The organism is Bradyrhizobium macuxiense (genome assembly GCF_007993935.1).
Lineage (GTDB): Bacteria > Pseudomonadota > Alphaproteobacteria > Rhizobiales > Xanthobacteraceae > Bradyrhizobium > Bradyrhizobium macuxiense_A.
The window spans coordinates 176149-197136 of record NZ_VITY01000002.1 but is presented as its reverse complement, the minus strand read 5'-3'; the positions used below and the strand labels follow the sequence as shown (position 1 = coordinate 197136).

General features: G+C 63.5%; 25 protein-coding genes. 17 read left to right on the top strand and 8 right to left on the bottom strand.

Annotated features, from left to right (window positions below):
- Positions 1-255 precede the first annotated feature (255 nt).
- Complete coding sequence (locus FBZ93_RS05140; RefSeq protein WP_433995381.1) at positions 256-480, top strand: Flp family type IVb pilin; 225 nt, start codon at positions 256-258, stop codon at positions 478-480.
- Between the two features lie 250 nt (positions 481-730).
- Here the strand turns inward: FBZ93_RS05140 and FBZ93_RS05130 are convergent, their stop codons facing one another.
- Positions 731-1708 carry a Ku protein gene (locus FBZ93_RS05130; protein ID WP_146984883.1) on the bottom strand — a complete coding sequence of 326 codons (978 nt, stop codon included), beginning with the start codon at positions 1706-1708 and terminating at the stop codon, positions 731-733.
- A 234-nt stretch (positions 1709-1942) separates the two neighbouring features.
- Here FBZ93_RS05130 and FBZ93_RS40490 point away from each other — a divergent pair, with 234 nt between their 5' ends.
- From FBZ93_RS40490 to FBZ93_RS05095, 8 genes are all read left to right on the top strand, one after another.
- Positions 1943-2095, top strand: coding sequence for a hypothetical protein (locus FBZ93_RS40490; RefSeq protein WP_167528931.1), 153 nt, complete (start codon positions 1943-1945; stop codon positions 2093-2095).
- A 49-nt stretch (positions 2096-2144) separates the two neighbouring features.
- Complete coding sequence (locus tag FBZ93_RS05125) at positions 2145-2711, top strand: hypothetical protein (protein ID WP_146984882.1); 567 nt, start codon at positions 2145-2147, stop codon at positions 2709-2711.
- Positions 2712-2873: 162 nt separating this feature from the next.
- Positions 2874-3068 carry a hypothetical protein gene (locus tag FBZ93_RS05120; protein ID WP_146984881.1) on the top strand — a complete coding sequence of 65 codons (195 nt, stop codon included), beginning with the start codon at positions 2874-2876 and terminating at the stop codon, positions 3066-3068.
- A gap of 161 nt (positions 3069-3229) precedes the next feature.
- Positions 3230-3550: a hypothetical protein gene (locus FBZ93_RS05115; protein ID WP_146984880.1), complete on the top strand. Its 321-nt coding sequence runs from the start codon at positions 3230-3232 to the stop codon at positions 3548-3550.
- A 55-nt stretch (positions 3551-3605) separates the two neighbouring features.
- Positions 3606-4022, top strand: a complete 417-nt coding sequence (locus FBZ93_RS05110) for a hypothetical protein (RefSeq protein ID WP_050424309.1) — start codon at positions 3606-3608, stop codon at positions 4020-4022.
- 97 nt (positions 4023-4119) lie between these two features.
- Positions 4120-5148 carry an NAD-dependent epimerase gene (locus FBZ93_RS05105; protein WP_433995380.1) on the top strand — a complete coding sequence of 343 codons (1029 nt, stop codon included), beginning with the start codon at positions 4120-4122 and terminating at the stop codon, positions 5146-5148.
- The gene (locus tag FBZ93_RS41235) at positions 5096-5464 is read left to right on the top strand and encodes a hypothetical protein (RefSeq protein WP_246667372.1); all 369 of its coding nucleotides are present in this window, start codon (positions 5096-5098) and stop codon (positions 5462-5464) included. Before FBZ93_RS05105 ends, FBZ93_RS41235 begins: the two co-directional genes overlap by 53 nt.
- An 838-nt stretch (positions 5465-6302) precedes the next feature.
- On the top strand, positions 6303-6512 hold the full coding sequence (locus tag FBZ93_RS05095; RefSeq protein ID WP_050424307.1) for a hypothetical protein: 210 nt from the start codon (positions 6303-6305) through the stop codon (positions 6510-6512).
- Positions 6513-6698: 186 nt separating this feature from the next.
- On the opposite strand, the gene FBZ93_RS05090 is transcribed toward FBZ93_RS05095, so the two are convergent.
- Positions 6699-6887, bottom strand: coding sequence for a hypothetical protein (locus FBZ93_RS05090; protein WP_050424306.1), 189 nt, complete (start codon positions 6885-6887; stop codon positions 6699-6701).
- A 668-nt stretch (positions 6888-7555) separates the two neighbouring features.
- On the opposite strand from FBZ93_RS05090, the gene FBZ93_RS05085 reads away from it, so the two are divergent.
- Positions 7556-7930, top strand: a complete 375-nt coding sequence (locus FBZ93_RS05085) for a helix-turn-helix domain-containing protein (RefSeq protein WP_146984879.1) — start codon at positions 7556-7558, stop codon at positions 7928-7930.
- A 14-nt stretch (positions 7931-7944) separates the two neighbouring features.
- Here FBZ93_RS05085 and FBZ93_RS05080 read toward each other — a convergent pair whose 3' ends face one another.
- The gene (locus FBZ93_RS05080) at positions 7945-8250 is read right to left on the bottom strand and encodes a hypothetical protein (RefSeq protein WP_146984878.1); all 306 of its coding nucleotides are present in this window, start codon (positions 8248-8250) and stop codon (positions 7945-7947) included.
- 128 nt (positions 8251-8378) lie between these two features.
- Here FBZ93_RS05080 and FBZ93_RS05075 point away from each other — a divergent pair, with 128 nt between their 5' ends.
- The gene (locus FBZ93_RS05075) at positions 8379-9788 is read left to right on the top strand and encodes an undecaprenyl-phosphate glucose phosphotransferase (RefSeq protein ID WP_283810809.1); all 1410 of its coding nucleotides are present in this window, start codon (positions 8379-8381) and stop codon (positions 9786-9788) included.
- A gap of 55 nt (positions 9789-9843) precedes the next feature.
- Here the strand turns inward: FBZ93_RS05075 and FBZ93_RS05070 are convergent, their stop codons facing one another.
- The 5 genes from FBZ93_RS05070 to FBZ93_RS05050 form a co-directional block, all read right to left on the bottom strand.
- Positions 9844-10428, bottom strand: a complete 585-nt coding sequence (locus FBZ93_RS05070) for a hypothetical protein (protein ID WP_146984877.1) — start codon at positions 10426-10428, stop codon at positions 9844-9846.
- 4 nt (positions 10429-10432) lie between these two features.
- On the bottom strand, positions 10433-11212 hold the full coding sequence (locus tag FBZ93_RS05065; protein WP_146984876.1) for a metallophosphoesterase family protein: 780 nt from the start codon (positions 11210-11212) through the stop codon (positions 10433-10435).
- Between the two features lie 7 nt (positions 11213-11219).
- On the bottom strand, positions 11220-12512 hold the full coding sequence (locus FBZ93_RS05060; RefSeq protein ID WP_146984875.1) for a hypothetical protein: 1293 nt from the start codon (positions 12510-12512) through the stop codon (positions 11220-11222).
- 123 nt (positions 12513-12635) lie between these two features.
- On the bottom strand, positions 12636-12899 hold the full coding sequence (locus tag FBZ93_RS05055; RefSeq protein ID WP_146984874.1) for a hypothetical protein: 264 nt from the start codon (positions 12897-12899) through the stop codon (positions 12636-12638).
- A gap of 128 nt (positions 12900-13027) precedes the next feature.
- A complete protein-coding gene (locus FBZ93_RS05050) occupies positions 13028-13330 on the bottom strand; it encodes a hypothetical protein (RefSeq protein ID WP_146984873.1) in 303 nt (100 codons plus the stop codon).
- A gap of 297 nt (positions 13331-13627) precedes the next feature.
- Between FBZ93_RS05050 and FBZ93_RS05045 the strand changes: the two genes are divergently transcribed.
- The 6 genes from FBZ93_RS05045 (at position 13628) to FBZ93_RS05015 (ending at position 20985) form a co-directional block, all read left to right on the top strand.
- On the top strand, positions 13628-14740 hold the full coding sequence (locus FBZ93_RS05045; protein WP_146984872.1) for a polysaccharide biosynthesis/export family protein: 1113 nt from the start codon (positions 13628-13630) through the stop codon (positions 14738-14740).
- Positions 14741-14816: 76 nt separating this feature from the next.
- Entirely contained in the window at positions 14817-16286 is a 1470-nt protein-coding gene (locus FBZ93_RS05040; protein WP_246667371.1) for an O-antigen ligase family protein, read from the top strand.
- A 58-nt stretch (positions 16287-16344) separates the two neighbouring features.
- Complete coding sequence (locus FBZ93_RS40485; protein WP_167528930.1) at positions 16345-17001, top strand: hypothetical protein; 657 nt, start codon at positions 16345-16347, stop codon at positions 16999-17001.
- A gap of 129 nt (positions 17002-17130) precedes the next feature.
- On the top strand, positions 17131-19404 hold the full coding sequence (locus tag FBZ93_RS05025; protein ID WP_167528929.1) for a polysaccharide biosynthesis tyrosine autokinase: 2274 nt from the start codon (positions 17131-17133) through the stop codon (positions 19402-19404).
- Entirely contained in the window at positions 19388-20230 is an 843-nt protein-coding gene (locus tag FBZ93_RS05020; RefSeq protein WP_246667370.1) for a hypothetical protein, read from the top strand. Before FBZ93_RS05025 ends, FBZ93_RS05020 begins: the two co-directional genes overlap by 17 nt.
- Positions 20227-20985, top strand: a complete 759-nt coding sequence (locus tag FBZ93_RS05015; RefSeq protein ID WP_146984870.1) for a class I SAM-dependent methyltransferase — start codon at positions 20227-20229, stop codon at positions 20983-20985. Before FBZ93_RS05020 ends, FBZ93_RS05015 begins: the two co-directional genes overlap by 4 nt.
- The last annotated feature ends 3 nt before the right edge of the window (positions 20986-20988 follow it).

Sequence of the window (20988 nt, the reverse complement as noted above, 5' to 3'; positions counted from 1 at the left end):
ACTCCCTTTGGATGCGGCCGGTTCGCTCCGGCCTCGTTGTCGTCCTGTCCGATAAAGGAACAGGATTCCGCTGGTCGGTAAAGCCGAGCTGCGAGCCGATCAGGTAGTCCTGATATGCGTTTACGCCCAATCGCGGCCGGCTGCCTCGCGGGGCGAGGTCAGGATGCAGGCAAAACTAGCGCGGAGTTTCTCTGCAACCCTTAAGCGATCGTTCATCCTGTCCCTCAATGGGCCGTCAACCAATGTGGCCTAGTTTTGCTGGAATATTACTACGGCGCGGGAGAAAAAGCCGCGAGCGTCGGACAGGAGCTTTTCATGCGCGCGTTGCTTGCAAGATTTCTGCGTGATGATGTCGGCGCTACGGCGATCGAATACGCCATCATTGCCGGCGGCATCAGCATCGTGATCGTCGCCGGCGTCAAAGGCATCGGCACCAGCGTGAGCGGCCAATTCAGCGCCGTCGGTGCGGCATTCAAGTAAGCGCTGCCGACACGCTTCACACTTTCCTGTCCAGCCGTCCCTCCGCGGTCTCTATTCAACGCGCAGCATCGCGATGCGCGCGAACATCAGCCAGCCGTCGCTTGTTCCACAGCGTTGATGAGATGCTCGACCGCGACCAGCCAGCGCGCGTTCTGCTGGGCGTCTTCGGATAGCTTCATGATGTAGCCGGCAGCTTGCTACAGCGTCACCAGCGTGTCGCCGCGATGCAGCACCGCCGCGTATGCGCCGGTCAACCCGCCTTCTTGCGTGCCGCAGTGCCTTGCGCACGCGTCGCCTTCTCGGCCTTCTTCGGCTCGGGCTTGACGGCTTCCTTGGGCTCGCGCTTGCCGCTGCCCGAGATCGGCAGCAACATCTCGCGCTGGCCTTCGATGCGCTTCTTCGGCTTCTTGCCTTTCGTGGCCTTTGCTTCTGCCTTGGCGGGAGCGGCTTGCTTCTCGTTGGCGAGGCTCTTCTTCAGCGCGTCCATCAGGTTGATGACATTGCCGCTGGCCTTGGCCGCGGGCTTGGCGATCTTGATGCCGTTGCGCTTCTGGTTGATCAGGTCGATCAGCGCCTGCTCGTAGCGGTCCTCGAACTCCTCCGGATCGAACTCGGCGGACTTCTGCTCGACGATGTGCTTGGCGAGATCGAGCATATCCTTGGTGATCTTCACATCCTGGATGTCGTCGAAATATTCCTTCTCGCTGCGCACCTCGTAGGGGTAGCGCAACAGCGTGCCCATCAGCCCGTTGTCGAGCGGCTCGAGCGCGATGATGTGCTCGCGATTGGTCAGCACGACGCGGCCGATCGCGACCTTGTCCATGCTGCGGATGGTCTCGCGGATCACCGCGAAGGCGTCGTGGCCGACCTTGCCGTCGGGGACCAGGTAATACGGGCGGATCAGATAGCGGCTGTCGATCTCGGTGCGCGGCACGAATTCGTCGATCTCGATGGTGCGGGTCGAATCCAGTGCGATGTCGTCGAGCTCTTCCTTGGTGACCTCGATATAGGTGTCGGTGTCGACCTTGTAGCCCTTCATGATGTCGTCGGTTGCGACTTCCTCGCCGGTCTCCGCATCGACCTTGGCGTATTTGATCCGATGGCCGGTCTTGCGGTTGATCTGGTTGAAGGAGACCTTCTCGGTATCCGACGTCGCCGGGTACAGGGCAACCGGGCAAGTCACGAGCGAAAGGCGCAAAAAGCCCTTCCAGTTGGCGCGGGGGGCCATGGGGAAAACTCCGATTACGCAACCGACGGAACGGTCAAGGATAACACCGGGAACCCCAGTTTGAAACAACACGACCCGGTGAATCTGGCAACGGCGTTAACCGTGGCTTCAGCCTGCGCCGGTTTGACGCGGGCCGCCGCCAAGCGGCTCGGAACATCACTCCGGATCCCGCGTTGGCCTTCGAAGGGGAGCGGCAATGACCGGAATTACAGGCACTTAGGCAAAGAGGTCGCCATGGCTAAGGAACGACACGGTCAGATCATCGAAACCCCGACCGAGGCGCGCCAGGCCGAGCCCGGACCTTCAGTTCTCGCGCTGCTCACGGCTTCGACCGGGCTCGCCGTGCTGATCCTCGGCATCATCTGGTTTGCCTTCTTCCGAGTGTAGGCGCTGACGATCGTCTCCCCGCGTGCGGGGTCTTCATTGTTAAATTGAGATGCAGTTGGAAGCGGGGTGCCATGCGCGTGTTGGGATGCGTGCGGCCGATCACGCTCGCTTCCGGCGTCGGCCGCTCGGGCATGCGGATGCATGGCACCGGTCAAGCTGCGCGACCGCCCTGGCGCGCGACGCGCATCCGCGCCGCAGATCGCAACATGCGAGTGGAAATTCCGGCGCACGGGCTGCTGCAGTCGCCGGAGTCAAATCATGCCTGACCATCTCGCGTAGAAAATTGAGCCAGGAAAATTTGAGCGAAAATTTGAGCCAGGAATTTTTTTTGAGCGAGGGCCCATGCCTTCACGAGATTTTGCACGAGAGATCTGTGATGCGCGCTGCGCCTGACGCGTCACGAGATCATCGAAATTGGCTGCTAGCTGATTTGAATCAGATGCGTCTTGAGCTTGAGATGTTCTATCCGCAAGAAGAAAAAAACTCGTTGCTGGCGCGCTTCAAGGAGAAAAGCGTTTCAGGCGTCTTCGTCGGGCTGACGATGCTGGCGATGGCGGGATGGATCTATCTCCTCAGCTCGATGTTCCTGAAATTCATGCTGTGGTGGTTCTCCTGAGACGTTGATCTCTCGAGAACAACCGGTGTTGGCGCCTGACCGTTGCTGCGCCGTTTGATTGCACAAAAATTCCAGCGGCTGAACATTCTTTCGGCGCGCCCAATCATGATGTCGTCACAACTTCGAATGTTAATAACATCGGGGCTAACGTGGACGATTGTTATGCTTTCTCTTCTCATTCTTGCCGCGGCGTTCGTCGCCGGCTTCCTCTCCGGCTTCGCCGCGCGCTCGTGGCGGTCGCACAAGCGCCGCGCGCAATATCGGATCTATGCGCCCTATGTGGCGCCGTCAGCCGCGCGATCGTCGAGGCGGGAACAGCCGGTCTCCGCGTTCGGCCACATGCGCCGCGCGTTCTAGCGGGGCTAGCTCCACAGAGGTAGCGCGACGGTGTGGCGAGTCGGGGTTGGCGGGCGATATGCAATCGGTCATCTTGTCTTCGTTGCGGCAGCCGGGCTGGGTTCGCGTGCCGGCCTGGTCTCGCCGTCGGCTTGCGCGGATCGCGAGGGAACTTGCACAGCATGAGTGATCTCAGGGGGCAGTCGCCGAGGCGGTATGTCGTCGACGTCAGTGGCCGGCGCGTGCTGGTCGGTCTCACGCTTGAAGAGACGTCGGAGTTCGAGGGATTGGACACCTCCCTGCCGGTGCTGGATGGGGAAGGCCAGGATCGGGATGCCTTGGGCCGGGAAGCCTTGGACCGGGAAGCTTTGGGCGCCGAGCCGGTGCCGTCGGCCGTCGAGGGGCGCTGGCTCGAGCTCTATCACAAGCACGACAAGGCCTGGATCAAATGGAAGGCCGACCTGAGGGCCGGGCAGGAGCGCGATTCACCCTTTTTTAACTAAGACCGGGCGATTTTCGAGCGATACTGCCTGAATGGCCCGAACCGGATACTGACAGATGTTTCAGCTGTTTTTGCGGGCTCGCGCGCATGACCTGATCCGGTCGCGGCGTAGCGAGGAAGGTTTCAAGGCACGCTCGGCCGAGCGCGATGCCGAGACCGATCGCGCCCGGATCGGATCGATCATGGCCGCGATCGAGGCCGCGTTGCAGGCGGCCGAAAGCGAGCAATCCGGCCTTGGCCGCCGCGTCGACGATGTTCTGGCCCGCGCCGCGGTAACGCTGGGCAACGGCACCGACGAATATCTGGAACGCGAGGCGCTTGACAATTATCATCAAGACCTGTTTGACGCCGAGATATCCAACGGCCAGCGTCGGCTAAAGGAATTGGCGACCGAGATTGCGCACTTCAAGTTCATGAAGGCCGCGGTACTGAGCCGCTTTCCGGACTACAAACCTGCGGCCGCCAGCATCTGACGCACCCCGCGGCCGGAACGCGAAGGCAGAAGCTGCGGCCCGCGCCTGATGGCGTGTGCGGCCTGGTCCGGCGCAAGGCGAAAGGCACAGGCGGAACGTGGTGATCGCAGGCAATCTACTCGTCACGGGCTGCGCCGGCTTCATCGGCTTTCATCTGGCGGAGCATTTGCTGCGGGCAGGGCAGCCGGTCATCGGCATCGACAATCTGAATCAATATTACGACCCGGCGCTCAAGCGCGCGCGGCTCGATCTGCTCAAGCAGCACCGGGGTTTCACCTTCCTCAAGCTCGATCTTGCCGACCGCGCCGGGATGAAGGCGATGTTCGAGCGCTATCGCTTCGAGGTCGTGGTGCATCTCGCGGCCCAGGCCGGCGTGCGCTACTCCCTGCAGAACCCGCATGCCTATGTGGATTCCAATCTGGAGGGCTTCCTCAACATCCTCGAAGGCTGCCGGCACACCGCGTGCAAGCATCTGCTGTTTGCGTCCTCATCGTCGGTCTACGGCGCCAACACCAAGCTGCCGTTCTCGATCCACGACAATGTCGATCATCCGGTCAGCCTGTATGCCGCGACGAAAAAAGCCAACGAACTGCTCGCCCATTCCTATAGCCACCTCTATCGCATCCCGACGACGGGGCTGCGTTTCTTCACCGTCTACGGGACCTGGTATCGGCCGGACATGGCGCTTTACGCGTTCGCGGACGCGATCACCAAGGGGAAGCCGATCCAGCTGTTCAACAACGGCAACATGCGGCGCGACTTCACCTATGTCGATGACGTGGTCGAGGCGATGGTGCGGCTGATCGGCCGCGCGCCCGAGGGCGACGTCAACTGGTCGGGAGCGCATCCCGATCCGGGATCGAGCAAGGCGCCGTGGCGCATCTACAATATCGGCAACAGCAGGCCCGAAGAACTGATGCACGTGGTGGCGCTGCTCGAGCAAGGCTTCGGTCGCCAGGCCGAAAAGCAGTTGCTGCCGATGCAACCAGGGGATGTCCTTGAGACATCGGCCGATGTCTCCGATCTGGAGCGCGACATCGGATTCCGGCCGCAGACGCGGATCGAGGACGGCATTGCCAGATTTGTCGACTGGTATCAGGCTTATCACGACGTCGATCGGAAATAGTGCGCTGCTCGTCAATCCAGGCTCGAGAAAAAACTTCCGCGGCGTGGAACGGAGTGTGGCAATGAGAGTTATCAGTGGTTTTGCCGTTGCTTCAGCCGTGATTATGTCAGGCGCAATCGCTCCGGCGCACGCGATCGACGTCCAGGTCGCGCGCGCCTGCGATGCTCTGGTCGCGCGGGCATTTCCGCCGCGACAACCCGGCAATCCCGCTTCCGGCAGCGCGAGGGGCGGCGCGAAGGATCAGCGCGACTATTTCAACAGGTGCGTCGCCAATGGTGGCAAAATGGACGACGACACGCCTCCCAAATCGAAATAGCGTGAGATCACGACGCGCGTTGCCAATTAGCGATGCTTATGGCGATTGATGGCACGACCGGCCGTTCGCTGCGATGATCGTGCCGAGCGCATGCGCGAGAAACGCGAAGCGGTTTTCTCCTTCTATTGAAGCCGAAACGCATCGGCGTCATCCGTTTTGAATTGGAATAGCATTGTCGTGTTTGGGCTGAGGTCGAGGCGAATCTCTTGCGCGATCGCGTGTGAAGCGTTGAATCTTTCCATCTCATCGTCAGGGCCGATCAGAGCGCCGATGTCCGCGGCGCTTCGATGCTAGTAACGGTTCGAAACATTTTGCGATTGGCGCAGATGGCGGCGTCAGTCGCGGCATCTATGCCGCACGGTTCAACCTGATATGCGCAGCACGAATCCGATTGGTCGAGAGCAGCAGATTTAGTGTGTGCATGGCGTCGTTGGTGGAATATCTGGTTCGAGGCTGGAACACCGCCTGAAGCCGCCGGCCTTTGACGCGGCGACATTGTGATAGCCCGCAGATGTTCCGCCGGTTTCACCCGCGATTGCTGCGATCAATGATCGTTAAATGATTTCATGCTCTTGGTCGCGCCCCGCGGTTGGTGCCAGCTGCGCTGTTTGGCCGCGTGTCGCATCGCCGCCGTCGACATCCCATCGCAGCGACACAATGCGGCCATCGATTAAACCTTTCGCGATCAGGTTGTGGAACCAGATCGGAAAAATTTCGGTCAGTGTAACGTTGGTCGCAAACCTGCCCCATTAACCGCTTTCCATGTGCGCGATCTAACCCTGTCATCGAAACTTCAATCACATCGCTCATACCCTTAACCGCAGAGCGAGGGCGCGCCATGAAGCAGCACAAGATCCAACATTTGCATCAGCCGATCGAAGAGGCGTTGCTCGCGACCAACCAATCGCTGCGCAACGAGGTCGTTGCGCTGATGTTGGACATCGCTGAGCTGCGTGAAATTCACGAGCGCCCGGTTGCGTCGCGTTCGTTCGGTGTATCGCGTGAGCAGGCCACCCCGCGCGCTGCGTTGCGCCGGGTTCATCGCTGACGTTCGTCCGCGAATTTCTCACCGCGCAATTGCCGCCACCACATCCGCGCCGGCCCGGCGAGGATGGTGGCTCGCGCATGCTCGCGGATAGCTCAATTTAAGATTGAGGTATGGATCGGCGGCCGATTGCGCTGCGGGCCGCCTGTCGGCTTCTGCGGCACGTCTGCCTTGAGGTTCGTGTCTGGGTCAGTGCTCTTGCCGCACCGGTTTGTGCGCCACCACATCGGACAGGCGCTCGCGCAGGATCCAGGTCTGCAGGACCAGCTCGACGGCGGTATGCCGGAGCTCGGAATTCTCGGCGACGAGCCGTTCCAGGGCGTCGGTTGCCTCGCTCGACGCGGATTGCTTCCCCTCGAAGACCTTGAGACGCGCCATAGTTTCGATCCTCGTAAAACGTGTTGATCAGAGGCTGGCTCTGACAAGTCGTCAGCACAGAATAGTTCGCAGGTGATCCGGCGGTCGTGGTTCCGCCTGATGGCCTCGGGTGGGAAAGCGCTTAATTGATAATTCGCGGATCGAGCTATGAGTGTTAGGCCTCGTGAAAATAATCCTCAAATATGTTGAAACTCTCATGACGCCTAACGTCTTAGTAACTACCGCTGCGCGAGCGCGCCCGCAAGCTGCCGGACGTGAAGGTCGCGGGATTAATCTGTTAGAATTTTGTGAAACTCTCGCTTGACCGGTGGCGTAACTATCGCGGAGAGGCATGGTGCACTCACAATCTGTCGACGGACCGATTGGATGTTCTCATTTGCTTCTCATTCGAGAATGCAAACGGTGCGCCAGTTATCCAGATCAAATTCTCATACACAGAAAGTCGTATAACTTTTCCTGTGAGGTCGGACCGGCACGGGAATATTGCTCATATTTTTCGGTAAATACCTTGCGGCTTCGGCATTTCTTCGCAAAATGCAGCGTTACCGACGGCAAGTTCGAGGCTCCCGAAAGACCCCCGGGAAATCCTCAATTTGAATTTCCTGTTGCATTTACATAGCTTATAGGCCATGCGATGATTGCTAATCTAGGGGGCAATGAGATGACCAATGAGGCGTCATTCAACTGACGAGATCAGTTCCAAGGTCAAACAGGCCGAGGAACTCATGGCGCGGGGGCAGTCACAAGCCCAAGCGTGCAAGGTGCTGGGCGTTAGCGTGATGACATTTCACCGCTGGCGCAAGCAGGAGGCCGCACGCGGCCACCCGGCGAATGGTACTGTGACCGAACTCGCCGCTCGCACCGATGATCGAGATGGGATCCCCCACGTCCACAACCGTATTGACGAATTGCGGCTGGAAAATGAACGGCTGCGCCGGATCGTGACCGATCTGCTGCTCGAGAAAATGAAGATCGAGGAGAAGCTTGCGCTCAGGTCCGGCGGCGGGAACGGTTTACCCCGCCGTGGTGAAGTTCAGAGTTGACGAAAGCTGATCCGTTAATGGATACGTGAAGGCCTGGGCGCCAGCAGCAGCTGGTCGCTCAGGTGCGCCTTCTCTGATCGTGCGCGCAGCTCCTCGAGGATTGGACGCAGCCTCGCCTCGGCGAGATCCAGACCTTTGACGATGTCCTGATTCGGCATTTCGGCCGGAAAACGGGCCGATCGCAGCTTTGTTTCGACCGCCTTGACCAGTACCTCGACGTCGTCGCGGTGCTGGCCTGCGACGAGCTCGGCGCCCATCAGGCGGATCAAGTGGAGGAGGGCCACCAGCGCGGCCTCGGTTTCACCAGCCGATGAACTCATGGATGCTCTCTGCCTGATATTGCCGGCAGGTCTTGCGAGCTCACGACCTGCCTGATATGAAACATATGAATTGTTAACACGAATGTTAATTCCCGATGACCGACCTTTCGGACGCTCGATTAGCGAAGGTGCCGGTTAACTTCGGCGCCTTCTCATTCGCGTTTGCCTCTCTCGAAGCGTTTGCCATCGCCTTTGAGATGATCATCGTCGTGCTCTCCAGCATCATCGGCGGCGCGGCCTATCATCTGTTCTACTACCACACGGTTTATAGCAACAGCTTCGAGGGTTTTCTAGGGATCGGGGTCCTCGCCGCCATCCTTCACATGTTCGTGGCGAAGTCGCAGGGCCTCTACAATGCGCAGGTGCTGGCCGGCCTCGACCGGCGCTGGAGCAGCCTGCTCGGCGGATGGCTGCTGGTCGTCCTGCTGATGACCCTGATCATCTTCCTCCTGAAGGTCGGCTCCGGCGTCTCGCGCGGATCGGTGATCTCATTTGGCATGATCGGTGGCCTCGGGCTGGTGGCGGGGCGGATGCTGCTGCAGGCGCCGCTGCAACGCGCGATCGATCGCGGCATGCTGGCGACCCGCCGCGCGGTCGTGGTCGGGATGGCGGACGAATTGTCCCGGGTGCGGCAATCGAGCCTGCTGCGCGATTTCGGCCTCAGCGAGGTGCGGCGGATCCAGGTGTCCGGCCAGTCCGACGACGAAGGCGATCGCGCCGCTGTCGCGTCGGCCATTCGTGCGGCACGGGAGTGCGGCGCCGACGAGATCATCCTGGCCATGCCCTGGCAGCAGGAGCCGCGCATTCAGTTCGTCTGTGATCAGTTGCGGGCGTCGCCGCTGCCGGTGCGGCTGCTGCCGGATCGGACCGCGGAGCGATTCCTCGCGCTGCGGATGGTGGCGAGCGGCCCGATACCGACGCTGGAAATGCAGCGCTCGCCGCTCACCTCGGTTGAGCGTGCGGGCAAGCGGCTGTTCGACATCGTGGCGTCGAGCGGCCTGCTGGTGCTGTTTGCGCCGCTTCTGCTCGGAACGGCGATTGCGATCAAGCTCGATTCCAAGGGGCCAGTCCTGTTCCGGCAGCGCCGCAACGGGTTCGACGGCAAGCCATTCACCATCCTCAAATTCCGCTCGATGCATGTGCTCGAGGATGGCGATGTCATCGTGCAGGCGCGTCCGAACGATTCACGGCTGACCGGGATCGGCGCGACGCTGCGCCGCCGCAGCATCGACGAGCTGCCCCAGCTGGTGAACGTGCTGCGCGGCGACATGTCGCTGGTCGGGCCGCGGCCGCATGCGCTGGCCCATGACGACAAATATTCGAAACTGATCGCGAGCTACGCGCAGCGTCAGCACGTCAAGCCGGGCATCACCGGTCTCGCCCAGGTGCAGGGATTGCGCGGTGCGACGCCCGCGATCGAGGACATGCGGCTGCGCGTCGCGCACGACCTGATCTACATCAAGAGCTGGAGCTTCGTGCTCGACTTGCGCATCCTGCTGCGCACAGTCGGCGCGGTGCTGCGGCACAAGGGTGTCTGACGGCCCGACGTCGTGACGGCTTGGCATCCGACGGCCGCCCGCGTGCCGGCTCGCCTTACTCCGGAAGGCTCTGGTTGGCGTCCTTGAATTCCGCCTCGATGATGCGCCGGTTGGCGTCGGTCGCCACACGGTAGGCCTGGCCGATCGCGCCCTTCAGCTCCGGCGCGCGGGTGAGGATCAGGCGGATCTGCCGCTGCAGCAGATCGACCAGCTCCACATCGCGCGTGGTATCGACCTGCGCCAGCAGGATCAGGCGCGGCGCGATCAGGTCGCTGCGGTTGAAGCCGGTGTAGTAGGACATCTTCAACGCCTTCGATGCGGTCGGGTTCAGCCAGTCGAACCGCCCGGTCGCCGAGGCGAGGCCGAACCAGGCGCCGGCGTCCATCGGCGAGAGCCGGAGCGCGCGCGTGAAGGCGGCTTCGGCCACTTCGGGCGAGGTCTGCAATTCGCTCCAGCCGTCACGCAGCCACAGCTCGCTTCTGACCACGCCGAGGCCGGCTGCGAGCGCAGGTTTGCCGCGCAGTGCGTCGGCCGCGAGCCACCAGGCCGACAACGCCAGCGTCGCGGCACCGATGGCGGCTGCGGCCGGCGCGAAGGCCGGCGACAGCTGCCGCGCGTATCGCCGGATCGCGTCAGCCATCGTGCTAGCCATGGCGTGCGGCCCGGTTACCAGTCATCAGCAGGGTTCGCCGCGCCCCCTCCAGCTTGACGCAGGTCAGGCGGCCGGTCGCGTAGGCGCCGGTGTCGACATTGATGCGATTGCGCAGCAGCTCGGCCTCTTGCACCGGCGTGTGGCCGTGGACGACGACCTTGCCGAAATCATCTTCCGACATCAGGAAGTCGTCGCGGATCCAGAGCAGGTCTTCCCTGCGCTGCTGGTTGAGCGCGACGCCGGGCCGGACGCCGGCATGCACGAAGAAGTAGCGGCTGTGCACGTAACAGATCGGCAGCGAGCGCAGGAAGGCAAGATGGGCCGGCGGCATCTGGCGGACCAGTTGCCGGGCGAGCGCCCTGCGTTCCTCCGCGTCGGGATTGGGCGAGGGCGTCAGTCCATAGGACATCAGCGTTTGCAGGCCGCCGAACTGCCGCCACTGCGCGAGCATGTCGGGATTGACGAGAAACTCCAACAGGCAGGCCTCGTGATTGCCGAGCAGGCAGACCATGCTTCGGGTGCGGCGGCGCTGATCGAGCATCGCGATCACGTCGCGCGAATCCGGACCGCGATCGATGTAGTCGCCGAGGAACACCTGGATCGGCCGCGCCGGCCGGAATTGACGGATATCGGCATCGATGCGTGCGCAGATCTCGTGCAGCAGGTCGGCGTGTCCGTGGATGTCGCCGACGGCATAGATGCAGGTCTCGTCGCCCTCGTCATGTTCGAGGTCGCCGGTCTGGCCGACAATACGCCGGAGGAGGCTGCGCATCTGCCGCTTAGCCCGCCTGCAACCGTGAACGGCTGATCCGCTGCGCCAGTCCTGTTCCGATCACGGCTCCCAACACGATCACTCCGGGCAGCGCCGGTAATTCCGGCAAGGTGAAGGCGGCGAGCAGCAGCGTCAGCAGTACGGCCGCTGCCGCCGCGGGATAGGACCAGTCACGGCCGCGATTGCGCGCACCGACCGTGAACGCCGCGATGCCCACGATGGTAACCGCGAGTAGAGTCCAGAACATGGCGGAACCGAACTGAGTGATCAAAGCGGCGGCACTGGTCGCCACCACAGGCCGCGTGGTTGCGCCTTGCCAGTCCATGTAGGTCGACGCCAGCATTGCGGTGGTGCCGGCGCCGCTGCCGAGCGCGGGCAGGTCGGCGAGCAGATTGGAGGTCGATTGCACGAGGTCGGCCGGCGCGTCGGCGAAGGCTGCGGCAAGCGCCACATCGGGATGACGATTGGCGATCGCAGTCGCCAGCGCGATCAGGGCGATCGTCGCGGCAGCGCCGGCGCTGCTCCAGCGGTGCAGATGAAGCTTTCGCGCGGCGAAGGTCATCAGGACTAGGGCGATGCCGGCAGCGATTGCGATCGCGGCGCCGCGCCGCCCGTACCAGCAGGCGCTGGCGGCGCAGAACAGCATGCCTGCGGCGAGCAGCCAGCGCAATCGTGCCAGTTGCGCCGCCGTGCGGCCATCGGCATGCCCGCCGCCATCGAGCGCGCGCGCCAGACTGAGCGGAACGCCAACGAGAACGACGACCAGGAAGCCGTTTGCGGTCTGATCGCGCGCAGCGTCGGCGGCACCAAGCCAGGCTTTGATCGGATCGCTGTACAGCAGCAGGATCAGGGCAGCGACGGCCGCCGTCGCTGCAATGCTGCGGGCCACCATGTCGGCGCGGCGCGGATCGATCGCGATCGCCGCGGCTGATATCATGACCGAGATGAACGCGAGCCAGAGCAGCAGCGCGCCGAGGCTTGCGCCGGTGTCGGTCGTGATGCTGCCGCTGAGCGGCGTCCCCAGCGTTTCGCCGGCGAATTTCCACACCGGATGTGCCAGGAACGGCAGTGGCAACATCTGCAGCATGATCCAGAGCATCGGCACCAGCGCCGCTGCAACCGCGGGGCCGGCGACCGACTTCAGGAATGACAGTTCACCGGGACGGATCACCATCAGGCCTGCCAGCAGCCCAAGCGACGTTGCGGCGCCGACGAGACCGATGGCGAGCGAGGCGTCGAACAGACCCAGCGGAATCGACGCACCGATCAGGATGCAGATGAAGGCCGTGACGTTCCACACGAGAGGGACAAGTCCTGAGGAAGGTTCCTGCGGAAGATGAGAACGCAAGCCAGCGGGATGCCCCGCGCTCGCGTCGAGGTCAATGGAAATCGGGCGCGCCGGATGCGGCTGCGTGGTGCCGCATCAATGCGGGCGGCGCAGGGCGAGTAACGGCGTCGAGGAGCGGGACCAGAACCGCGGCGCGAATGCGCTTGCGAGATATCCGCCTTGCAGCGATACGATCGCGGTGATCATGAGCAGCACGGTCTCCGACCACCCGAGGCGCGCGCCTCCGATGACGGCGAGCAGCGTGAGTTCCGCAAGCGTAACCGGTACCAGCACCAGACAGCGCTGGCGCAGCCCAAGCACGGCGCCGCCGATCAAATTGCCAAGGAAAACAAATAACATAACCAAACCCTGCGCCCGCATCCTAGCGGGCCGGGTCCTAAGCCGGGGTTAAGTCGATCGTCACAAACGCGCCGGCATGATGCCAGCCGGCATGCGGGACGTCGGCGGCTCTGTTAATCGATTAACATTCAGAACGGGCGCAGATCGCCGTAGCTATAGGCCGCCCAGTAGTCACGCCCGCCATAGGGGCCATAGGCTCCGTAGAGCGGCGCGCAGGAGTAGCGATCGGGGCAGCCGTGCCAGCAGACCCGTTTCCACTGGCAGACATCGCCATGACAATATTGCAGCCGCTGGCAGTTGCCGCCGACGCGCTGCACGGCGCGCGGGGCCGGGGAAGTGCTCAATTCCGCGGCAAAAACCCCGGAATTGCCAATGCCGAACAGCAAGGCGACGGTTCCCAACGCGATCGCCAGTGGCTTCATGCGAACCATCGAACCCTCAATCGATTAACTCAAACCATCTCATTCACCGATAACTGGATCATCACGCGAAATCAAAGCCGGAGTGATGTTGCGGGGCCGTTTGCCTCACGGCGCCGTGCCGGTGTCGCCGAATTGCCTCACCTTGCTAACATTCTTTATCAATTGTATCGCGCTATATCGCGGAACCCTGTGATTGTGATAGTCGGCGTGTTACGGCACGGCCGGAGTATTTCAATGTCGCGTGCGAATTTCATTCGGATAATGATATTGCTTGCGGCCGCCGTTTCGGTCAGCGGTTGCCATTACATGCCGACCAACGGTCCGACCAGTTCTGATGTCGTCGCCGGGCAGAGGGATCCGGAAAGCCTGCCCTATGCGATGGTCAAGATCACGCCGCAGGTCGAGAACGTGCTGGCGTCATTCGCGCCGCAACTCGCCGGCGGCATTCAGGGCCCGCCGCCCAAGGATATCCATTTCGGCATCGGCGACGTCGTCAGCGTCACGATCTTCGAGGCCGCCGCCGGCGGTCTGTTCATTCCGGTCGAGGCCGGCGTGCGCCCCGGCAACTACATTACGCTGCCGAACCAGAACGTCGATACCGACGGCAACATCTCGGTGCCCTATGCCGGCGCGATCCGTGCCAAGAACCGCACGCAGACCGAGGTGCAGCGCTCGATCGTCGATGCGCTGAAGAACCGCGCGATCGAGCCGCAGGCCGTGGTCGCCCTGATCGAGCAGCGCACCTCGCTGATCTCCGTGCTCGGCGAGGTCAATTCGCCGAACCGTTTTCCCGCCAACGCCGCGGGCGAGCGCGTGCTCGACTCGATCACGCGCGCCGGCGGCCCGAAGGGGCAGGGTTTCGATACCTGGGTAATGCTGGAGCGTGACGGCAAGCGCACCACGGTTCCGTTCGGCCAGCTGGTCTACGAGCCCAAGAGCAACATCTACGCGCATCCGGGCGACACCATCTATGTCTACCGCGAGCCGCAGACTTTCGTCGCCTTCGGCGCATCGGGCGCGCAGGGCCAGTTCAATTTCGAGGCCTGGCGGATCTCGCTCGCCGAGGCGGTCGCGAAGGCGGGCGGCCTGAACGATTCCTCGGCCGATCCGGCCTCGGTGTTCGTCTATCGCGGCGAGTTGCCGGAAGTGGCGGCCAAGCTCGGGATCGACGTCAGCAAATATGCCGGGCCGATCATCCCGGTCGTCTACAACATCAATTTCCGCGATCCGGCCGGCTATTTCCTGGCCACACGTTTCCAGTTGCGCAACAAGGACGTGCTTTATGCGTCGAACGCGGCATCCGTCGAGGACGCCAAGCTCATGCAGCAGATCCGCCTCGTGACTGCAACGGTGAACGATCCGATCGTGGCTGCCTACAACGCAACATTACTTCGTAATTCGATCAAGCTTGCGCCCTGATACTGGGGCGTGAGCCGGCGCGGCCGGCTTCATGACACGCTTACGATTACCTACCGGCTCAAGCGGGGCGACGGCATTGCCGTGGCCGGTGCGATGGTCGTCGTGGCTGTTCTGCGCCGTCGTCGCCGTGGCGCCGCTGCCGCTCGGCTCGGTCGGCGGCGTCGCGTCCGCGATCTGGTCGGTCCTGCTCGGCATCGCGCTGCTCGGCGTGCTGCCGATGCGCCTGCGCGGCAGCCAGCTCGCAATTCTCGCGGTGACGGCGCTGCTGACGGCGCTCGCCATGCTGGTGCTGCACGAGCAATCGGCACAGCGGCCGTGGCTCGGGGTGGCCCCGAACGCGCTGTGGGCCGAGGCCGGCAAATTGCTGCCCGCCGACCTTCCGCCGGCAGTCTCGATCGCAACCAATCTGCCGTTTTACTCCGCAAGTGTCGGGATCGTCTGCCTGCTGAGCTTTGCCATCGGCGTCGTGCTCGGCGCCAACCGCGCGATGGCGCGCGGATTGTTGCGCGCGGTGGCGGTGGCCGGTCTTGCCTATGCGATCACCGGCATCGTCACCTTCGCGATCGATCCGACGAGGATCTATTTGCTTCACGAGAAGCAAGCGCAGCTGGAGTGGCTGACGTCTCCCTTCGTCAACCGCAACACGGCGGGCATCTATTATGGCTGCTGCGCGCTGATCTGGCTGCTGTTTGGCTGCGAGCTGATCGAACGGCATTGGCCGTCGCGCCGGGCCAGCCTGCCACGCCTGCTCGCGCGCCTCGATCGGCCGGCACGGCGCCGGCTCGCCGGCCATGCGCTCGGCTGGCTCACTTGCCTCGTCGCGATGTTCCTGACCGGATCGCGCGGCGGCGTCGGGATCTCGCTGCTCGCCGCGGTCGCGGCGGCCGCGATCTTCTTTCGCAACCGGCTGCCGCGCCGCTACGGCCTGATCATGGCGCTCGGCGTCGGCAGCCTGATCGCGCTGGCGCTGTTGCAACTGCTCGGCGGCGGCGTCGGCGCGCGCTTCAGCACGATCGGCCTGTCGGATGAGGGGCGGTTCTCGACCTATCGCGCGACGTTGCGGATGATCTGGGATCATCCCTGGCTGGGCGACGGCTTCGGGTCCTTCGAATGGGTCTATCCGGCCTATCGCACCGACGACATCTCGCTGCGCGGGACCTGGAACCGGGCGCACAACAGCTGGCTCGAGCTGGCGTCCGACGGCGGAATGTTAATGGCCGGCGCGGTCATGATCGCGCTGCTCGCAGCCTTCGGCGTGCTCGCGCATGGCGTGCGGACCCGCCGCCGCGACGTGATCGTGCCGCTGGCGGCTCTCTGCGCGTCGGCTGCCGGCGCGCTGCATTCGATGATCGATTTCTCGCTCCAGATCACCGGCTACGCCGTTGTTATCGCGGCCCTGCTTGGGGCGGGTCTGTCACAATCGTTCCGCTCCGGCGGAGCCGCCGGCCGTGGTCGCGGCGACGACGACACCGATGTTGCATCGAGCCCGCCAGTTAACGTTGATTTCGCGGGCGAGCCCGGGCGCGCGGCCGGGCAGGGGTTTTAATTGGCGCGATAACTCCGACTATGCTAACGAACTGTTAGTATTCGTTAGGGAGATAGCAGTGTTCACATTTGAGCGATCCGGCGGTTTTTCCGCCCTGGCGGTGGTGGTCATGTTGGCGCTGGCGGCGCCCGGCGGCGCCGCGGTGGCGCAAACGCAGGGCGGGCTGATCCAGCTCTCGCAGGCGGTCACGAATTTCAAGGCCAATCCTGAGCAGTTGCTGACCCAGTTTCCGAACGCGGGCGTGGAATTGACCTCGCGGGCGCGCGACTTCGCCCTCAACGATCCGACATCGCTCGATCCGCTCATCGCGTTGCTCGCCAAGGCCAGCAAGGACCAGAAGACGGCGATCGCCGCGGGCCTCGCCCAGGCCGCGCGCATCGTGGTGCGCAGCAACCAGCCCTATGCGACGCGCATCCAGCAGGCGATTGCCGATACCAAGGATCTCGACACCGTGATGGCGTTTGCCGCGGCGTCAGGTGATAGCGGCACCGCCGCGACCGGTGCCGGCGGCGCGGGCAGCGCCGGCGCTTCCGGCGGCCAGACCAGCGCCATCGGCGCCACCGGCGCCGGCGGCGGTGCGCTCGAGGCGATCGGCGGCAACAGCGTGAACACCGGCATCTTCAGCTTCACCTCGTCGGTCAGCAGTTCGGGCAACACGACGACGGGGACGATCACGGGCGCCGGCACCACGCTGATTTCAACAGTGACTCCCTGAGCGGGCTTCCGGTCGCCAATGGAGAACTCTCTGCAGCAATGCACTTCGATGTCGGCGGCGGGGCGCTTCCCGATGCCATTGGAGGGCGCGAGGGCAGGCACCAGCCTGCCGGCGCGGCGATAGGACGAGATGCTTCAGCGCAACCAGATTCCGCCGTCTGTCGATCTGAGAAATCGTCCGGCCGAACTGCCGTCGCTGGCGGAAACCTTCGACGCCTTCGTCACCTATCTGCTCCGGCAGTACTGGGTGATCCTCGGGACAGCCGGGCTCTGTTTGTTCGGCGGCATCTGCTATTTGATGACGGCGGCGCCGAGCTATACCGCGCTTGCCACGATGATCATCGACACGCGCAAATTCCAGGCCTTCCAGCAGCAATCGCCGGCAAATGACGTCCCGGTGGATTCCTCCGCGGTCGAGAGCCAGGTCGAAATCCTCAAGTCTGAGAACGTGGCGCTCGCGGTGATCCGCGACCTCAAGCTCAACGAGGATCCGGAATTCATCGGCTCCAGGGCCGGCGCGGCGGGAGCGGTGCTGGATTTCGTGTCCGGCCTGTTCGCCGGCAGCGCGCCGCCCAACGAATTCGACCGGACACGGCGTGCGGTGCGCGCCTTCCAGAAGCAGCTCGACGTCCGCCGCCGCGGCATGACCTATGTGATCGAGGTCAGCTTCCGCTCGCTCGATCCGGAGCGCGCGGCGCAGATCGCCAACGCCGTCGCGGACGCCTATATCGTCGACCAGCTCGACTCCAAATATCAGGCAACGCGCCGTGCCAGCGCCTGGCTGCAGGACCGCATCAAGGAGCTACGGACGCAAGCATCCAATGCCGAACGCGCGGTGCTCGACTACAAGAAGACCAACAACATCGTCACGTCCAGCGGCAAGCTGCTCAACGAACAGCAGCTCGGCGAGCTCAATACGCAGCTGGTCCACGTGAAGTCGCAGGTCACCGACGCCAAGGCCAAGCTCGATCGCATCGAGGCTGTCGTGAAGGGCGGCGTCCCCGATGCCACGGTCGCCGATACCCTGAACAACCAGGTCATCACCAAGCTGCGGTCGCAATATCTTGAGCTCGCCAACCGCGAGGCCGACTGGTCGTCGCGCTATGGCTACAATCACCTGGCCGCCGTCAATCTGCGCAACCAGATGCGCGAGATCCAGTCGTCGATCATCGACGAATTGAAGCGGCTCGCCGAGAGCTACAAGAGCGACTATGCGATCGCCGTGCAGCGCCAGAACGAGATCGAGCGCGCCGTGAACGATTCGGTGTCGCAGTCGCAGTCCACCAACCAGGCGCAGGTCACGCTGCGCGAGCTCGAGAGCTCGGCCCAGACCTATCGCTCGCTCTACGACAATTTCCTGCAGCGCTATATGGAAAATGTGCAGCAGCAGTCGTTCCCGGTCAGCGAGGCACGGGTGATCACCCGTGCCTCGCGCCCCCTGAGCAAGAGCCACCCGCAGACCCTGGTCGTGCTCGCGCTCTCGACGCTCGGCGGCCTGATCGCAGGGCTCGGGCTTGGCGTGTTGCGCGACCTCTATGACCGGGTGTTCCGCACCGCTGAAATGGTCGAGACGATCCTCGACGCCGACTGTGTCGCGATCGTTCCCCGCGTCTCGCCAAGCCAGCTCAAGGCGCCGGCGGCCGGGCGTCCCAACCTTCCGGTCGGGCCGCGCACGATCCGGCGCGGCGACGAGCCGGTGCTGTGGGCGGCGATCGATGCGCCGTTCTCGCGCTTCTCGGAAGCGATCCGCTCGATCAAGGTCAATGCCGACCTCAATGTCACCAAGCCGTCGAAGATCCTTGGCCTGACCTCGGCGCTGCCCAACGAGGGCAAGTCGACGCTGGCCTTCGTGTTCGCGCAACTGGTGGCGCAGAGCGGGGCGCGCGTGCTGCTGGTCGATTGCGATCTGCGCAATCCCTCGCTCAGCCGCAAGGTCGCCGCCAATGCCGAGCGTGGGATTCTCGACGTGCTGTCGAACAATGCGACCTTGCAGGACACGCTGTGGCGTGATCCGGAGACCGGCCTTGCCTTCCTGCCGGGCGCCACGCGGTCGCGCATCGCGCATTCGCACGAGGTGCTGGCCTCCGACCAGATGAAGGATTTCATCGACGCGGTCCGCGGCCATTATGATTACGTGATCGTCGATTTCCCGCCGCTGACGCCGGTGGTCGATGTCCGCATCACCGCGCACTTCGTCGATTCCTTCGTCTTCATCGTGGAGTGGGGCAAGACCCAGGTGCAGGTGGTCGAGCGCGCGCTGCGCAGCGCGCGGGCGGTCAACGAGAACCTGCTCGGCGTCGTGCTCAACAAGGCCGATATCGCCGCGATGAGCCGCTACAGCGGCTACGGCGGCAAGAACTACTATTACAACTCGCACTATGGACGATATGGCTACACCGACTGAGACGCGAGGCGAGATGCCGCGGCGCGCCGCCGCCTGGCTGGCGCGCGGCTTCCTGGCCGCGGTCGCGTGCTCTTCGGTTGCCTGGGGCGCAACCACATTGCCGGTCTTTGTCGATCAGGCCCGGCTCGATGGCGCGAGGGATCTGATCCTGCGCAACGTGCCGGTCAGCGATGCCGAGCTTGGTGACCTCGGTCCGCTATTGTCGCGCGTGGCCGCGGCAAAGGATTGCATGCCGGCGATCGATCGCAGCGCGGCGGTGATCCGGCTGCGGCGCGCCGAGAACGCACTCGCATCCGGCGATCAGGTGGACGCAAGGATGGGGGAGCTCGACGCGGCGGTCCGCAAATCGCTCGGCTGCGCACCGGCCGATCCCTATCTCTGGGTCGTGCTGTTCTGGCTTCGCAACACGAGGCAGGGCTTGAGCGATGCCAATTTCGACCTGTTGCGGATGTCGTACCGGCTCGGATCCAATGAGGGCTGGATCGTCGTCAAGCGCAGCGCCATGGCGCTCGCCATGCTCGACGCGCTGCCGCCCGACCTGTCGGACGCGGTGGTTGCCGAGTTCGCGCGCCTCGTGAAGACCGAACTGTACACCGAGGCGATCGATCTGCTGAAGGGACCAGGCTGGACGCATCGGGACAGGCTGCTGGCCGGCCTTGCGGCGGTCCCGCAACGGAACGTCGACATCCTGACAAAGACCATGGCCGACATTGGATACGATCTCGACCGCCGCTCACCGGCTGAGCGACGCAATCTGGAGCGCAAATCGAACGACCGCCTCGACGAGCTTGCCCGAATGCCGCCGGAGGCGAGGGCCAGGCCATGACGATGGAATTCAGCGTCGGACAGCACAACGCGCATTATGAAGGCGTCTATTCGGCGCAGGAGCGCGACTGGCGCCGTGTCTGCGCCGTCGACAAGGCCGATCATATCGCCGGCCTGCTTGGGGCCGCCGCCGCCAATGTCGGCAATGTGCTCGAGGTCGGCTGCGGCACCGGCGCGGTGCTGGCGCGGCTGTCCGCGATCGGCATCGGCCGCGACTTCACTGGCATCGACGTCATCGATCCCGCGACGAACCTGGAGATCGACGGCGCCGCAACGGCACCGTTCCGCTGGTCGAGCTATGACGGCGCAACGATCCCGTTCGCTGACGGATCGTTCGACCTCGTCTATGCCAGCCATGTGCTGGAGCACGTGCCCGAACCGCGCGCATTGCTGTACGAGCTTGCCCGCGTTGCGCGGACCTTCATCTACATCGAAGTGCCGTGCGAACTGCACGCGCGGACCAACCGCCGGGCGTTGCAATCGACGCTCGACATCGGGCATATCAATTTCTACACGCCCGACACATTCCGCCTGGTGCTGGAGACCGCCGGGCTCCATGTCTCCGGCTTCGGCACCTATGACCACAGCCTGCCGGTGCACGCATTTCATTCTTCGCGGCTGAAGGGGCTCGCAAAGAGCATTGTGCGGAAGTCGCTGCTGTCGGTCAGCCCGGCGTTCGCCACCCGGCTTGCGACCTATCATTGCGGGGCGCTTTGCAGGCGCGGCGAGGCGCAGACGCCGCCACGGGGCGGTTAAGCC

Coding starts and splice junctions, on each gene's coding strand:
- FBZ93_RS05110 (WP_050424309.1), top strand. CDS start 3,606: ATGTTTCAGCTGTTTTTGCGGGCTCGCGCGCATGACCTGATCCGGTCG.
- FBZ93_RS05070 (WP_146984877.1), bottom strand. CDS start 10,428: ATGGCTGACGCGATCCGGCGATACGCGCGGCAGCTGTCGCCGGCCTTC.
- FBZ93_RS05120 (WP_146984881.1), top strand. CDS start 2,874: ATGCTTTCTCTTCTCATTCTTGCCGCGGCGTTCGTCGCCGGCTTCCTC.
- FBZ93_RS05025 (WP_167528929.1), top strand. CDS start 17,131: ATGCTTCAGCGCAACCAGATTCCGCCGTCTGTCGATCTGAGAAATCGT.
- FBZ93_RS05095 (WP_050424307.1), top strand. CDS start 6,303: ATGAAGCAGCACAAGATCCAACATTTGCATCAGCCGATCGAAGAGGCG.
- FBZ93_RS05050 (WP_146984873.1), bottom strand. CDS start 13,330: ATGGTTCGCATGAAGCCACTGGCGATCGCGTTGGGAACCGTCGCCTTG.
- FBZ93_RS05130 (WP_146984883.1), bottom strand. CDS start 1,708: ATGGCCCCCCGCGCCAACTGGAAGGGCTTTTTGCGCCTTTCGCTCGTG.
- FBZ93_RS05020 (WP_246667370.1), top strand. CDS start 19,388: ATGGCTACACCGACTGAGACGCGAGGCGAGATGCCGCGGCGCGCCGCC.
- FBZ93_RS05085 (WP_146984879.1), top strand. CDS start 7,556: ATGAGGCGTCATTCAACTGACGAGATCAGTTCCAAGGTCAAACAGGCC.
- FBZ93_RS40490 (WP_167528931.1), top strand. CDS start 1,943: ATGGCTAAGGAACGACACGGTCAGATCATCGAAACCCCGACCGAGGCG.
- FBZ93_RS05045 (WP_146984872.1), top strand. CDS start 13,628: ATGCCGACCAACGGTCCGACCAGTTCTGATGTCGTCGCCGGGCAGAGG.
- FBZ93_RS05115 (WP_146984880.1), top strand. CDS start 3,230: ATGAGTGATCTCAGGGGGCAGTCGCCGAGGCGGTATGTCGTCGACGTC.
- FBZ93_RS05055 (WP_146984874.1), bottom strand. CDS start 12,899: ATGTTATTTGTTTTCCTTGGCAATTTGATCGGCGGCGCCGTGCTTGGG.
- FBZ93_RS05065 (WP_146984876.1), bottom strand. CDS start 11,212: ATGCGCAGCCTCCTCCGGCGTATTGTCGGCCAGACCGGCGACCTCGAA.
- FBZ93_RS05125 (WP_146984882.1), top strand. CDS start 2,145: ATGCAGTTGGAAGCGGGGTGCCATGCGCGTGTTGGGATGCGTGCGGCC.
- FBZ93_RS05015 (WP_146984870.1), top strand. CDS start 20,227: ATGACGATGGAATTCAGCGTCGGACAGCACAACGCGCATTATGAAGGC.
- FBZ93_RS05080 (WP_146984878.1), bottom strand. CDS start 8,250: ATGAGTTCATCGGCTGGTGAAACCGAGGCCGCGCTGGTGGCCCTCCTC.
- FBZ93_RS05090 (WP_050424306.1), bottom strand. CDS start 6,887: ATGGCGCGTCTCAAGGTCTTCGAGGGGAAGCAATCCGCGTCGAGCGAG.